We start from the raw sequence: 13,203 nt of genomic DNA, 5'->3' as shown, positions 1-13,203 counted from the left end.
CTTATCTCTCCCGGTACCTACAGAATACTTGCCGTCTGAGTCATTAACGTGGACAGCTGGCTGAGCTGATCGCTGATTTTGCGAATCTGCTCTGTGGACAGCTTGTCATAGGTCACATACTGTCCATCCTTCTGATGGCCGCGAAGAAGCTCTTCGGTTGCCAGGAACTGCTTATCCAATTGGGTAGCCAAATCGGGATTCTTCTCATTTAACGCAGGTATGATTGCCAGATATACGGTCTTCGAGCCATTCACGTTGGCGGCAAGGTCGACCAGATCTGTACGGGAATAGATCTCTTCTTCCCCTGTAATCTTGGACGTTGCTGCTTCATTTAACAATTCGATTGCGCCCGCAACCATCACTTTTGGCTCAAGCTTAAGGCCCTTGATCTGCTTCTGCAGCTCCTCTGTATCCTTGATAAGCTGGTCAGCATATTTATCCTGTCCGGCGAGTGATTTGTCCTTCCACAGCGCCTTCTCAATCCGGTGGTATCCAGTCCAGGTGCTCTCATCCTCTACATCTGCCAGACGGGCGTCAATCTTGGGATCCAGGTCTCCGAAGCTCTCTGCAATCGGCTCGATCGTCTCGAAGTATACCCGGGCTTTCGTATATTCCTGCTTCGCCCGTTCGCTATCGCCAGCTTTGACCGCTTCAGCGAAGGCTTTGGTCTGCACGGCCAGGTTATCCGCCTGTTCATCGACAAAGGCCTTGTAGTTGTCTACAGCTTTATTCAGCAGCTCGGACGTATTAGCGGTAGTAGGCTTGGCATTCTTCAACTGCTCCAAAGCGGTATACAGCTTATCGGCATTGGAACTCAGGCTCTCGAAATCAACCTTGTCATAGGCGGATGCCGAGAAGATCGGCATTTCATACTTCTCAACTTCTGTATATTCAAGCGGGAACGCTTGGCGTACCGTGTTCTCAAAGGACAGCCACGTATCGTTGATCGACTTGCCCAGGCTTTTCACACCTGCCGTATCCTTCTTGCCGATGGCATCCTGAAGCTTCTTAACCTCCTCCTGCAGCTTGCCTGCATCCTCAGCTACAGGATTCTTCGTATCTACAGCAGCCTGAGTCTGATTCGTGGCTGTCTTCTCTGCCGGAGCCGCTTCTTTGGGAGCAGCCTGGTTACACGCGCTCAGCAGGAGCACACTCGCAACTGAGATGGAAGCAATGGACGTTATCTTTTTGAACAACATGATCTTAATTCCCCCGATATGATTAAAAGTGTTCTTACAGCGATGATATTGTGCGAAGCTTGGTGCGTCTGCCTGATGTGCGGCTCAGGATAAGGACCAGTATTCCGGCCAGCAGGAAGATCAGCTGCGGCAGGGTGCTGTACCAGGAAGGATACAGGCTGATTGCCGCATATTCCGGCAGGTATTCCTGCACTGTCGATGGGAGTACGCCAGCCATCTGGAGGCTGTGAATCCCTGAGCCCATGAATTTGAAGCATAGATAAAAGACGATTACGCTGGATACCAGGAACAAAGGTCTTACTGGCAGCCTTGTTCCTGCTTTGATCAGAATAAACGCGCCCAAGGCGAGCACACCGAACCCTGCAGCGATCCCGCCTGCAAGTGATGCGCCTGACATCTTGCCTACCATCCCGATAAGGAAGATTACCGTCTCCAGTCCTTCACGCACGATGGCGAAAAAAGCAAGCAGGGCTAGCGAGAACATCTTCCCGCCCGACAGCGCCTTGGAGCTCTTGCTCTCCACAAATTGCTTCCAGCGGTTCACATCCGCATTGCGGTGCAGCCAGTAGCTGACATATAGAAGAAGGAAGCTGGCCAGAACGCCGGTCCAGCCGTTAATCAAGGAATTGCTCAGACCGAACGAGCTCGATGACAAGAAGGCAACCACTGCAAATCCCACGGCTATACTGGCGAGCAGTCCTGCAGCTGATCCAAAGACCACGTAGCGGCTGGCTGCTGTAGATTCCGCTTTCTTCCCATACATCAGCAGGGCGCCGACTACAAGCAGCGCTTCGAGCCCTTCGCGTATTGGAATAAGCGCCGCATCAATCCAGGTGTACTCCGCTCCAGCCAGGGGAGACAGAGCGCTAATCATCCGGTTGATAACCATTTGTGCCTGATCTCTCTGCTCAGGATTGGCCAAATAAGCATCCAGCAGAACGAGATCTCTCTCGGTGCTGCTGTAGACTTCGGCTGATTTGCTGACAATATCGCCTTCCACGGTCAACCATTGCTGCTGCAGCTGCTTCACTTCGGCTCCCGCCTCAGTCCACTGCTGCTTCCCGATCAGGTCTGCGGCTCCTCTAAGCTTCATGATGTAGACACTCAAGGTCATCTGCTGCTTCCCATCGTTGCCGATATAAGCACCATCCCGGTAATTAATCAATGAGAATTCCAACGTACCCGCCTTGTCCAAGGCCTTGGAGGCTTCCTTATTCAGCAGGTCTAGCGAAATTCCGGCGATCTGGCCCTCAATCTCGAGAGACATCGACAACGAGTTCTTCTTGACCTCATGCTTGTTCGTGTTCCACCACTTCTTGATCGGCCGGAAAGCCGCTGCCGCCTGATCAAGATCACTTTGGCCAAGGGCCGTCTTCAGCTTGCTAAGATTCCCCAGGACACCTTCCATCTTCCCGCTTGCGGCAGCCTCTGCAGCTGCAGAAGGAGTGATACCGAGCGGCAGGACAGAACCTCCCGTCAGGATAAGAAAGAATATCATCATGGAAAGAACCCGCCCCAGCTTCGAGCCCGTGCCTAACATACCTGTCAACTCCCCGTCCTTAAGCGATTGTAAATCTACCGAACCCAGTGATAATGATTCTCATTATTGGCTAGAAATATTATAAAGACAAAGACCCCTGCTGTCAATACAATGCGGGTTCCCGGCAATCTATCACTAACTGATAGTGACAACATTATTTATGAGAGAAATGACTATATGATGCGTTACCCTAAGACGGCGGACGGCAGAAGACAGATACACAAACAGTCCTCCGTTCCCCGGCATATCTTGAACTATAGCTTTAAGATTTTAAGACGGCATGAGTTTTATAGACTTTAATAAAGGGAGATGAACGACATCACAGCTCTGGCCTCGTTAAGCGCGCGAACCCCGATTGATGTACTGATACCTGCCATTGAAAAGGATCTTGGCACCCTGCCCTTTGTGATTGACGGAATCCGCAGCTATGTCCAGCACCCTATCGGCACCATTTATATCGTATCCCCGGAGAGTGCGAGAATCCGGAGTTTATGCCGGACGAAGAACTGTACCTTTGTCCATGAGCATCACGTGCTGCCGATCACCAAGAAAGATATTACCTACCGGTCAAGCACCTGGGACCGCTCAGGCTGGCTCTATCAGCAGCTTCTCAAGCTGAATGGCGACAGGATCTGCAGGAACCGTCACTTTCTCGTGACGGATGCGGATACGGTGTTGATTCGCCCCCATACCTTTCTGCAGAACGGCAAGACCATATTCTACTACCGGAATTGGACGCATCCGGAATATCTCCATATTCATGCCCGCCTGCTCGGACAGAAGGCCCGCTCTCCCAAGTCCTTTGTTAACCACTACATGCTGTTTGATTCGGTCAAGCTAAGCCGGCTCAAGCGGATCATCGAGCACAGACACGGTGTCCGCTGGTACACGGCGATCCTGAAGCAGCTTAACCGCAGGAAGCAGTTTGGCTTCTCCGAATTTGAGACCTATGGTAACTTTCTCCGCTCGAATTATCCAAGCGCGATCACGCTGAGACCTACCCTCAATAGAGAATTCAAGAAATCCATCCTGGCGGTTCCCGCTCCAGAGAGGCAGCAGTTAGCGCGTGCTTACCGCTCTTTGTCCTTCCATAAACGCAGCGGCTATTCCCTTCGTAAGAAGAACTCTATATGAGGCCAGGGCCGAGCTCTTATTTGGTATCTCCAAGGAGGTGTGCACATGAGAATCATCCTGCTGTCCGGAGGTTCCGGCAAAAGATTGTGGCCGCTATCCGGTGAAGTCCGTTCCAAAGCCTTCCTTAAGCTGCTGCCCGGCCCAGACGGGAGCAGAGAATCTATGATCCAAAGGGTATGCCGGCAGCTCGGTGAGGCCGGTCTGCTTGGCTCAACAGCCATTGTCACCCATCACAGCCAGCTGGAGCTTGTGCGCAGTCAGATTGGGAACCTCATCCCTATCCTTACAGAACCCTATAAGCGTGGAACTCTGACGGCTATTGCCCTAGCCTGCACTTACTTGAAGTCTCAGCCGGATGCTGATCTGAATGAGCCTCTGATCTTCATGCCGGTCGATCCCTTTGTAGAGGCAAGCTTCTTCGAGCTGCTTCGTACTTTGCCATCGGTTCTATCAAGCTCAGGTGCTGACATCGCCCTGGTCGGAACCCGGCCTGCTTGTGCTTCGACGCAATATGGCTATATTGTACCTGAAGCAGCCGGGACAGATAAGGCTGATGGCTATTATCGGGTAACCAGATTCGCGGAGAAACCGGACATGACTCAGGCACGCAGGCTGCTGGAGAAGGGGGCCTTGTGGAACTGCGGGGTCTTTGCATTCTCACTAGAGTTCATTTCTAAAGCACTTCTTGAATTTGGTCTGCCCGAAGATAATGGACAGCTGGTGCAAATATATGAGGGGTTGTCTGAAGCAAGCTTCGACAAGGAAATTGTGGAACATACGAAGAATACGGTAGTTGTTCCTTATGAGGGAGCCTGGGAGGACCTGGGCAGCTGGGATACGTTCACCAAGCATTTGGGAACCGAATCGATTGGACCCGGCAGCATCTCGGACGATTCCCGGCATACGCATCTGGTCAGCGAACTGGATCAGCCGATTCATGTGATTGGTGTATCCAACCTGATCATCGCCGCGAGTCCAGACGGGATTCTGGTCGCTTCCAAAGAGAACAGCAGCCGGATCAAGGAGCTGGACCCCGGACGGTCTATACTGCCTTCAACTACCGAATACAGCTGGGGCCGGGTCAAGATTCTTCGCCGTTCCGGTCCTTCGGAGGCACCTGATGAGATCATATCCACCGTCCGTGTCCTTCAGGGCGAGCAGCTTCGTGAGCCTGGCAGACCGGGTTGGAAGGGGATCTGGATGATCCTATCCGGTTCAGGACAAGTGACGATTGATGACTGTCCACCAAGGGCCGTAAAATCCGGAGATGTGCTTGAGATAAAGTCTGGCACTCCGTGCAGTCTTGTAGCTGACACGGAGCTGGAGTTCGTAAGCGTGCAGCTAAAGGGGGCCAGAGACTGACTCTCCAGCCCATCAACCCGCTACTATTCCTCCTGCTCCCACCGATTAGGACCCAGGGAAATCTGTGCTACCGAGCAGGAGAAAGAACGGTCACGCGGGCTGCAAGCATAGATACCTACCTCCACGATCTCCGCCAACTCATGCAAATGAGCGATCCGCATCTGCTTCCACTCTGCCTCCGGGGCTTTATACTCAATTAATACATCCTGACCCCGCCGGCTGATCCGGTAAGACATCGACTTGATGTCATTCGAAATATCTGTGGTCGCCCAGTCTGAGTATCCTCTGTTGGTCACCACCGAACCGAGCCGGCTAAAAGATTCATTCTCGTATTCAATCGAGGCTTTGATCCAATGCTCCTTATTGACACGCAGCATAACGCCACATTGATCGTACTGGGTCACAGGGGCGAATGAGACCTCTGCGGCAAAAGCAAAATCCCCCGCCACCTTGGTAAATAGACAATGTCCATTATCCCGCTGAAAGCCATAATGCGTTCGCTGCCAGAAATCCGTATCCGGCTTGGTCGTAAGCACCAATCCCTGGTTCTCATTCCACTTGACCAGTTCGGGCTCATTGACCCAGTAATAATCTTCAGGCAAAGCATGCTCCGCCCTGAAGTTAATGGTGTGACTCACTCTCACTCTATCACTCTCCCTCTCTTTAGATATGTTGATAATAACAAATCAGGTAATTCAAAGAAAAGCCAGCAGTGTCTGGTCATACCTCTGTCAAGTATACAGGGTATGACCAATCTGCTGGCTTATTTCGTGTAGTTACTGCGGCCGCTCTAGTGGGAACAACTGCCCTAATGAGGAGTAAGTGTCCCCCGCCATCCGGCTAACGGGTGCCAGCTTCCCGGCATCAATTCTTCCGCTGTGAATGATCTCCTCCGCAACCTGAAAGCGAACCACACGGGCAATGAGCAGATCACAGCCAGGTGCCTCCGGGGTACCTCCCAGCTCGAATGCATGCTCCAGCACACATTCCATTCTAACCTTTGCTTCAGCAATGCCCGGGACATGGATAGCTTCACTAGGCACCGGGGTTAGCCCAGCCGCGGTAACTTCACTATCATCAGGCGGCAGGCTGGCCGCCGCTTGATTAGCGGCCTCCACGTTGGCTTCATCTACAATGTGGATGACCAGCTCACCCTGCCGGATTGCATTCCGGGCCGTATCTTTCATCTGGCCGTCCTTGCGCTGGACCGACACGGACAACAAAGGCGGGCTGCTGGAGACGATAGAGAAATAGCTGAACGGGGCCGCGTTCAGTATTCCCTTCTCTGTAAGCGTAGTGACCAGTGCAATCGGCCTGGGGACCACGCTCCCAATAAGCAATTTGTAATTATCCCTATCTTCCTGAAGTGCAGGGTCAATGGATATCATAGGCGTACTCCTCTAAACTTATTGTATGCTCACTTATATAACAACTTAGAAAAGAACCGCGTCCAGTGAATAAGCTCCTGCTCCGGTAAGCGCAACCCCAACAGCTACCACAAGCACAACCAGTGGATATTCATATCCATTCGCAGTTGCCCATAGACCATTCGGACCATGCACCTTCACAATGGCGCCTACCATAGTAAAGGCAATCAAGACTGCGGCGACCGGAGTAAGCAGTCCAAGAGCCAACAAGGCTCCTCCCACCAGCTCCATCAAGCCGGCGATCACCGCCATGGCAACACCAGGCTTAATGCCTACCGATTCCATCCAGCCCCCAGTCCCTTTAGGGCCGTAACCGCCGAACATCCCGAACAGCTTCTGTGCCCCGTGACCAATGAACAACAACCCGATAACCAACCGAATAATCAACAATCCCAAATCCATCATAATATTCATCTCCCATTTTTGTTTTTTATTTATCTTTATTTTAAGATATTTGACCAAAAAAAGTCCTTATGCTTTCTGTTTCCTTCTGCACTGTTTTCTTCTGCACTATTTCTTTCCCTGTATTCTTTCATTTCTCTCAATGCTTTATTTGTCTCTTTCTTCTTTCTCTCCACTCGTAAAATTGATCACTAGTCACTGATCGCTATTCGCATTTCCCTATCTACTACTCGCCTTCGCTCTATCCTTTGCCCGGACTGCCCAGTTCCCTGCTTAGGAGCTTATGGACCATGGTCATAATGGTCACCGCCTTTATCTTTAATTTAATTATCTTGAATTAAAGATATTATACTTCGTTGAATCTGTCAATGGTCTTCTATGAGAAAATATTAAAAAGGGGCTGCCATGGACAGCCCCCTTAATATGGTCAGAATAACTTCTCCTGTTTCAAGCGTCACACGGAATTACCCAATGCTCCGGCCAGGCTATAATTAGCCACGTCTATCACTCCTTCGAGCCGCCGGTCAACAAGCAGCTTCCGCCCTTGATCCAGCCAGACTTCAACTTTAACTTCAACTTCAACTCCAGCTTCTCCCGCCCTGATCCAGACCTTAGCTTCAGCTTCTCCCGCCCGCTTCCTGAAGCTTACTTTCATCCTGTTCTTTGAAGAACAGCTTCATCAATACAGGCGTAACCATGGTCGTGATGAGCACGACAATAACTAAGACTGTCATCATGTCTGGAGCTAACAAGCCCGCCTCAAGCCCAATTGCGGCGATAATGAGCGCGACCTCTCCGCGCGATACCATCGCTGCCCCGATAGCCATGGCACTCCGCCAGTTGAAGCCGGCTGTTCTTGCGCCAAGTGCCGAGCCGAACAGCTTGGTCGCGATAGCAAGCAGGCTGAGCCAGATAATCAGTCCGATATGCGAGGACATGCCTGTGAAGTCCACTTTTACACCGATAGTTGTAAAGAACACCGGAACAAAGAACGCGTAGCTGATCGTCTCCACCTTCTCTGTCACTTCATGCCGGTAGCCGGTTAAGCTGATCGACACCCCGGCGATGTACGCTCCGATAATTGCCGCAACTCCAGTATATTCAGCCAGATAGGCGAACATGAAGCAGAGTATAAGAGCCGCTGATACCACGCTCTCGGATACTTGCAGCGGTGCGAACCTGCGCAGAATCCAAGGAACCAGCTTCCAACCGCACAGGATTGCGACCGCGAAGAAAGCGACTTTTTTCAGAATAACCAGGCCTAGATTAACATCTCCACCCGACAGGCTCATCAGGAAGGCAAGAGCTATAATCACCAGTACATCGTCAATCACAGCGGCACCCAGAATGGTTGTGCCTTCTCTGGACTTTAACTGGCCCATTTCCTTCAAGGACTGTACCGAGATGCTTACGCTTGTGGCTGACAGGAGAAGTCCCAGGAATACGGCATGCAGCGGCGTCATATTAAGCAGAATCCCCGCTCCGTACCCAAGGGCTAATGGGAATATCACACCCGCAAGTCCGACATAGGTTGAGGCCTTACCAGTCCGCTTGAATTCCTCTGTGTCGGTCTCCAGTCCCGCGATAAACATCAGCAGAATCACACCAATCTGACTGATCTCGTTCAGAATGTCTGTCTCCTGGATAAGTCCGAGCAGAGCAGGTCCCAAAATAATCCCGATTAATAATTTGCCAAGTACTGCCGGCTGACGCAGCTTGACGCTTAGATCTCCCGCAAGCTTGGAAGCCAGTAGAATAATAGCCATTTCAAAAATCAACATACTCTTCACCTTCACTTTCGCAAATTTATGGATGCCCAATTTACAGCTATTTTAGACAAGAAGAGCCTGCCACCACGGGAATGCTGTGTTTTAGACACAGCTCTCCCTTGGTGACAGGCTCCTCCAGGTACAACTTATTCGAATGTAAGCTTGGGAATCCCTAATCCGTCCACTCCAGACTTCGAAGCAGGCGGGCCTTGAATAGTTCAATCACAAAATCGTTGTAGTGCTCCTGTCGCACAATCACTTTATATTCATGGTTAGCGTAAGCATAGAACAGCGCATCCGTGTAATCCGCATTACTGTCGAAGACCTGCTGCACGAGTCTGAATTGATCTACGTGTACTTCATCATGAAGCTTGATATAGAATTCAATATCCGTGCCATCCTGGGTCTCGGCGAGATCCAGCCTCTTCGGGTCAATCTGATAGGTTAACATAACAGCCCCCCGTTCCTCACATCAAATAACGCAGGTAAATATACACACTCGACAGCGCGATCGAGAGCAGCATGAGCGGGAATCCAAGCTTCAGATAATCCACGAAACGTATAGGATAACCCTCCTTGCCGGACAGTCCGGCTACAATCAGGTTCGCACTCGCTCCGATCAGGGTACCATTCCCTCCCAGACAGGCGCCAAGCGCAAGACTCCACCATAACGGCTCCAGATTCTGCATACCCATTTGCCCCATCTCCTGAATCATGGGAATCATGGTCGCCACAAAAGGAATGTTATCCAGGAAGGCAGAGGCAATGGCGCTGAGCCATAGAATCAGCATGGAAGTAGCCAGCGGATCGCCTCCGGTCCACTCGATGGCCTTCGCAGCCAATTCCGCTATTACTCCTGTCTCCACTAATCCGGATACAAGTACGAACAATCCGATAAAGAAGAAGATCGTTGTCCATTCCACCCGGGAGAGTGCTTTCTCCATCGTGTGCTCCCCGGTCATAAGCAGGAGCAGGAACGCCCCCGCAAGAGCCACAGTTGCCGATTCCAAATGCAGCGTCTGATGCAGGAAGAATCCCAAGATGGTTAACCCTAGTATAACCAGACATTTGCGGAGCAGCTTGTGATCCGTAATCAGCTCCGAATTATCGAGCTTGAGCAGGCTTGCTTTTAGCTCGGGTGTAGTCTGGATCTTCTTCCGGAACATCAAGACGAATAAAGGAATATACGCCAGCATGATAATGATTACAATGGGTGCCAGGTTCGTAATGAACGCCATGAACGTTAATTCCTTGACCGCCGAACCAATCATAATATTCGGCGGATCGCCGATCAGTGTTGCCGTCCCCCCTACATTGGATGCGATAATCTCGGTGAACAGAAATGGAAAGGGGTTCACTTTCAATTGCCTTGTGATGCTGAATGTAACTGGGACCATAAGCAGTACCGTGGTCACATTATCGAGGAACGCCGAACCGAATGCCGTAATGAGCCCGAGCACAATCAGAATCCGGACAGGCTCCCCTTTCACCTTCTTGGCTGCCCAAATTGCAATGTATTTGAACAATCCCGTCTCCGCGGTAATGCTAACAATGATCATCATTCCAACCAGGAGTCCCAAGGTATTGAAATCAATGTGATGCAGAGCCTTCTCCTGGCTGACAATCCCGAACCCTACCATCAGGATGCCACCCAGCATAGCAACAATGGTCCGGTGAATCTTTTCCGAAATGATCAGTGCGTAAATGAATAAAAATATGCCTATTGCCCAGTATGCCTGTTGTTCCATAAATCCTCCCCCAAATGATGCTCTGTGTACTGTATTTCTCTAGACAATGCGATATATCTGAAAAAAAGACAAAAAGAGCCCGCTGTTGGCAGGCTCCTCCGGTGATCTCCGATATCAAATTCTAGGTCATTATATCAAAGTATACTTGTACATGTAAAGATTAATTGTGCTTGGACTCCTGCTTCTGACCCCCGAGACCCAGCCTCATTACCAGGGGCTTAATCGTTAAGCCCTGTACCAGCAGTGAGAACAGGACCACGCTAAAGGTCAGCACCAGCACGTCTTCCCGCCCTTCGAACGACTGCGGCAGACTCAGCGCGAGCGCGATAGACAGACTCCCTTTGAGTCCTCCCCAGTTCAGCACAGACTTCCAGGGTCTTGGGAAGCTTCGCAGCATCGAAACGCTCGTATACAGTGCCAGTGTCCGTCCAACGAGGACAATGACAATGGCCAGTATAATCATCTGCCATTTGTGGGCAAAGTCTATATTCTTGATCTCCAGGCCGATCATCAGGAAAATCAGTGAATTGGCGATCAAGGTGATGACATCCCAGAATGAGTTGATGTTCATTTCTGTCCGCTCCGACATTCCGATCTTCGATCCATAGCTGCCAAAGATCAGTCCGCCTACAACCACCGCAATTACACCTGATACATGGAAATGCTCTGCAATAAAGTAACTACCGAAGAAGAGCAGCATAGAGAATCCAATCTCCAGCGGATAATCATCGTAGAACCGGATCAGTTGGGAGAATGCGAAGCCCATCACCGCGCCCACGGCTGCACCGCCCAGTGCGAATTTGAGGAACAGGAGCACCCCGCTCCCGATGCCCGGAACCCAGCCCATTTCCATGTAAGACAGGAGATAAATAGAGGAAATCTGGAACAAGACGACCGCGATCCCGTCATTGAACAGGGATTCTCCCTCAATAATAGTGACGACAGACTTGGGAACCCCCAGCGATTTGAAGATCGAGATAACGCTGATCGGATCGGTTGCGCTCATCAGCGAGGCAAAGGTAAATGCCACAATAAGTGGAAGACCTATCACGTAATAACTGCTGAGCGCGATAATCAGGAAGGACAGAAGAGTTCCTCCGAGCGCCAGAGCCAGAACGGGCTTGCTCTGCTCCCTTAGATGGGAGAAGGGCAGCTTCAGGGTAGCGTCTCCGAGCAGGATAGGCAGGAATAATGAGATAATAATTGCCTGAAAAACATGCGTCTGCGTTATGTATGTCTCGGCTGCTTCTAATAAAGGAACATGCGTTATCCCCAGCAGAAGCCCGACGATAACTAGTGCGATTGAGTAAGGCTGGTTCAATTTCTTGGCAATCGCAATCACGAACATAGAGACCGCCAGAAGAATTAATAACTGGATGAAAATTTCATTGAAATGGTGCATTTTGTAGGCTACCCCTTTCTTGACTCATTCATAATATAAGCATGTTCACTACAAACATTACTTTCACATCATAACCAAGTACATAGGATTTAAAGCAGTTATCAAGCATCACTGTAGTCTGCTAAAGTATAAAAAGACAAAGAGAGCCCGCTGTTGGCAGGCTCCTCCGGTGATCTTCAGTATCAAATTCTAGCGTCATTATAACAAGGGGCTGCTCGCAATGTAAAGAATAATCGCCGCGTTCTTCAGCTCCGGGCAGGAATTTATAGTCTCTTTCAGGCATATCTATAATTGCATGATTCTCAGAGAATATCGGTAGAACGGGGTGAAGCACGTTGTCAGAAGTTAGAAGCATCACCATTTGGGAGGAGCACGATTTTTGGCTTCCCATCTTGCAGGATCACGCCATATTCGTATTGGAAGGCCTTGCTCCCTATGAGAAACAATGGATAACGGGGGCTGACCGGTATATTCAAGCTTTTGGAGATCTCGTCACCAAATTGTACAGCCTGCCCAGGGACGAAGCGGTAAATTCAGACAGGATGATCCAGTTAGCCAAAGAGATCTGGCCGGTCGCCAAGGGATATTATGAGTTTGAGGGGAATTTGCAGCGGCTGCGGATTAATAATGAAGTTCAGGTCAGCCTGTCCCCTACCTACTTCAACGGCACTCTCAACGAGAACCAGGAGTACTTACGCCAGCTGTCTTATTATGTGCAGGGCCAGTACGCTCCCCAGCTGTCCGTAGTCGAGTTGTTGGATCTATGGCTGGAGGATCAGCTTGGCCATGCTATCCTGCTACGGAATTCACTGGATCCTCTGGAAAGAGAGATCATTCAGCGTCTGGATGTCTACTCCGCCAAGATACAAAGCTTCATAGTTCAGAACCAGGCTATGGTAGGTTACTTGCGATTCTCCCCTCCCGGGTTCAAACGTCAGCAGCTGCTGGCTCGTGAAGTAGGTACCACCGTGCTTGAATTGAACAGCTTCATCAACATGGTGGTCACACGCTACGAGAATACAGAGGTGCTGAACAAAACCACGCTCCGGTTTCTGGAGCACCACTTTCCCGAGACCTGTTACTTCATCATCTCCCTCAGCTCCTTTGCTCCCGAGCTAAGAGAGGTAGCCATGAGCTGTTCCCTTAAGAAGCCCTCATTTCCCCAGTAGAATCCCTGTGCATACAGCTAAGAACCTGCTGATAAACTCAGCAGGTTCTTC

The 13,203-nt window shown here is 50.5% G+C and carries 13 protein-coding genes; 3 read left to right on the top strand and 10 right to left on the bottom strand.

Annotated features, from left to right (window positions below):
• Positions 1-17: 17 nt before the first annotated feature.
• Together efeO and LDO05_RS02845 are read right to left on the bottom strand one after the other, a co-directional pair.
• A complete protein-coding gene (gene efeO, locus LDO05_RS02850; RefSeq protein ID WP_251377413.1) occupies positions 18-1,199 on the bottom strand; it encodes an iron uptake system protein EfeO in 1,182 nt (393 codons plus the stop codon).
• A 34-nt stretch (positions 1,200-1,233) separates the two neighbouring features.
• On the bottom strand, positions 1,234-2,739 hold the full coding sequence (locus tag LDO05_RS02845) for an FTR1 family iron permease (RefSeq protein ID WP_251377412.1): 1,506 nt from the start codon (positions 2,737-2,739) through the stop codon (positions 1,234-1,236).
• Between the two features lie 309 nt (positions 2,740-3,048).
• On the opposite strand from LDO05_RS02845, the gene LDO05_RS02840 reads away from it, so the two are divergent.
• Both LDO05_RS02840 and LDO05_RS02835 read left to right on the top strand, forming a co-directional pair.
• A complete protein-coding gene (locus tag LDO05_RS02840; RefSeq protein ID WP_251377411.1) occupies positions 3,049-3,873 on the top strand; it encodes a DUF6492 family protein in 825 nt (274 codons plus the stop codon).
• Between the two features lie 45 nt (positions 3,874-3,918).
• Positions 3,919-5,235, top strand: coding sequence for a sugar phosphate nucleotidyltransferase (locus LDO05_RS02835; RefSeq protein ID WP_251377410.1), 1,317 nt, complete (start codon positions 3,919-3,921; stop codon positions 5,233-5,235).
• Between the two features lie 23 nt (positions 5,236-5,258).
• Here LDO05_RS02835 and LDO05_RS02830 read toward each other — a convergent pair whose 3' ends face one another.
• The 8 genes from LDO05_RS02830 to LDO05_RS02795 form a co-directional block, all read right to left on the bottom strand.
• Positions 5,259-5,879 (bottom strand): DUF1349 domain-containing protein, encoded by a 621-nt coding sequence (locus LDO05_RS02830; RefSeq protein WP_251377409.1) that lies wholly within the window; start codon positions 5,877-5,879, stop codon positions 5,259-5,261.
• 132 nt (positions 5,880-6,011) lie between these two features.
• On the bottom strand, positions 6,012-6,623 hold the full coding sequence (locus LDO05_RS02825; protein WP_251377408.1) for a flavin reductase family protein: 612 nt from the start codon (positions 6,621-6,623) through the stop codon (positions 6,012-6,014).
• Positions 6,624-6,668: 45 nt separating this feature from the next.
• Entirely contained in the window at positions 6,669-7,067 is a 399-nt protein-coding gene (locus LDO05_RS02820) for a DoxX family protein (RefSeq protein WP_251377407.1), read from the bottom strand.
• 451 nt (positions 7,068-7,518) lie between these two features.
• On the bottom strand, positions 7,519-7,719 hold the full coding sequence (locus tag LDO05_RS02815; RefSeq protein ID WP_251377406.1) for a hypothetical protein: 201 nt from the start codon (positions 7,717-7,719) through the stop codon (positions 7,519-7,521).
• Positions 7,682-8,845 (bottom strand): cation:proton antiporter, encoded by a 1,164-nt coding sequence (locus tag LDO05_RS02810; protein ID WP_251378588.1) that lies wholly within the window; start codon positions 8,843-8,845, stop codon positions 7,682-7,684. Before LDO05_RS02810 ends, LDO05_RS02815 begins: the two co-directional genes overlap by 38 nt.
• A gap of 160 nt (positions 8,846-9,005) precedes the next feature.
• Entirely contained in the window at positions 9,006-9,284 is a 279-nt protein-coding gene (locus LDO05_RS02805; protein ID WP_251377405.1) for a hypothetical protein, read from the bottom strand.
• A 16-nt stretch (positions 9,285-9,300) separates the two neighbouring features.
• Complete coding sequence (locus LDO05_RS02800; protein ID WP_251377404.1) at positions 9,301-10,581, bottom strand: ArsB/NhaD family transporter; 1,281 nt, start codon at positions 10,579-10,581, stop codon at positions 9,301-9,303.
• 160 nt (positions 10,582-10,741) lie between these two features.
• Positions 10,742-11,983: a cation:proton antiporter gene (locus LDO05_RS02795; RefSeq protein WP_251377403.1), complete on the bottom strand. Its 1,242-nt coding sequence runs from the start codon at positions 11,981-11,983 to the stop codon at positions 10,742-10,744.
• A gap of 335 nt (positions 11,984-12,318) precedes the next feature.
• On the opposite strand from LDO05_RS02795, the gene LDO05_RS02790 reads away from it, so the two are divergent.
• Positions 12,319-13,152: a DUF2935 domain-containing protein gene (locus LDO05_RS02790; RefSeq protein WP_251377402.1), complete on the top strand. Its 834-nt coding sequence runs from the start codon at positions 12,319-12,321 to the stop codon at positions 13,150-13,152.
• Positions 13,153-13,203: the final 51 nt, after the last annotated feature.

The sequence above is a fragment of the Paenibacillus sp. YPG26 genome (assembly GCF_023704175.1).
Lineage (GTDB): Bacteria > Bacillota > Bacilli > Paenibacillales > Paenibacillaceae > Fontibacillus.
The sequence above is the reverse complement of the archived record's forward strand: the minus strand, read 5'-3'. Positions and strand labels throughout refer to the sequence as shown.